The sequence below is a fragment of the Oleiphilus sp. HI0125 genome, assembly GCF_001635355.1.
Genome location: NZ_LWGF01000455.1, coordinates 1 through 323, shown reverse-complemented (window position 1 = coordinate 323; position 323 = coordinate 1). Strand labels below are relative to the sequence as shown.

General features: G+C 44.6%; 1 pseudogene. It reads left to right on the top strand.

From position 1 onward, the window contains the following. Positions 1–323 (top strand): annotated as a pseudogene (locus tag A3762_RS06045) (DNA primase); the annotation flags it as partial.

Below are 323 nucleotides of genomic sequence, written 5' to 3'. Positions count from 1 at the left end.
ACGAGATTTTGTTGGAGGTCAGGCGGGAGACCGGCAGCTTGCTAAGCTCGTTGAAATGAAATTGGTCTCGCAAAAGTATGAGCGACCTTTTGATCTGTTTCAGAACCGTTTGATGTTTCCTATTCGGAACATGCGTGGCAAGACTGTTGGTTTTGGTGGAAGAACCTTAGGCGACGATAAAGCAAAGTACATCAACTCTCCCGAGTCTCGTGTTTTTCACAAAAGTAACGAGATTTATGGGCTGTTCGAAGCATCTAGAGCCCTTAGAAGTATTGAAAAGCTTCTTGTTGTTGAGGGTTACATGGATGTGGTTTCTCTTGCTC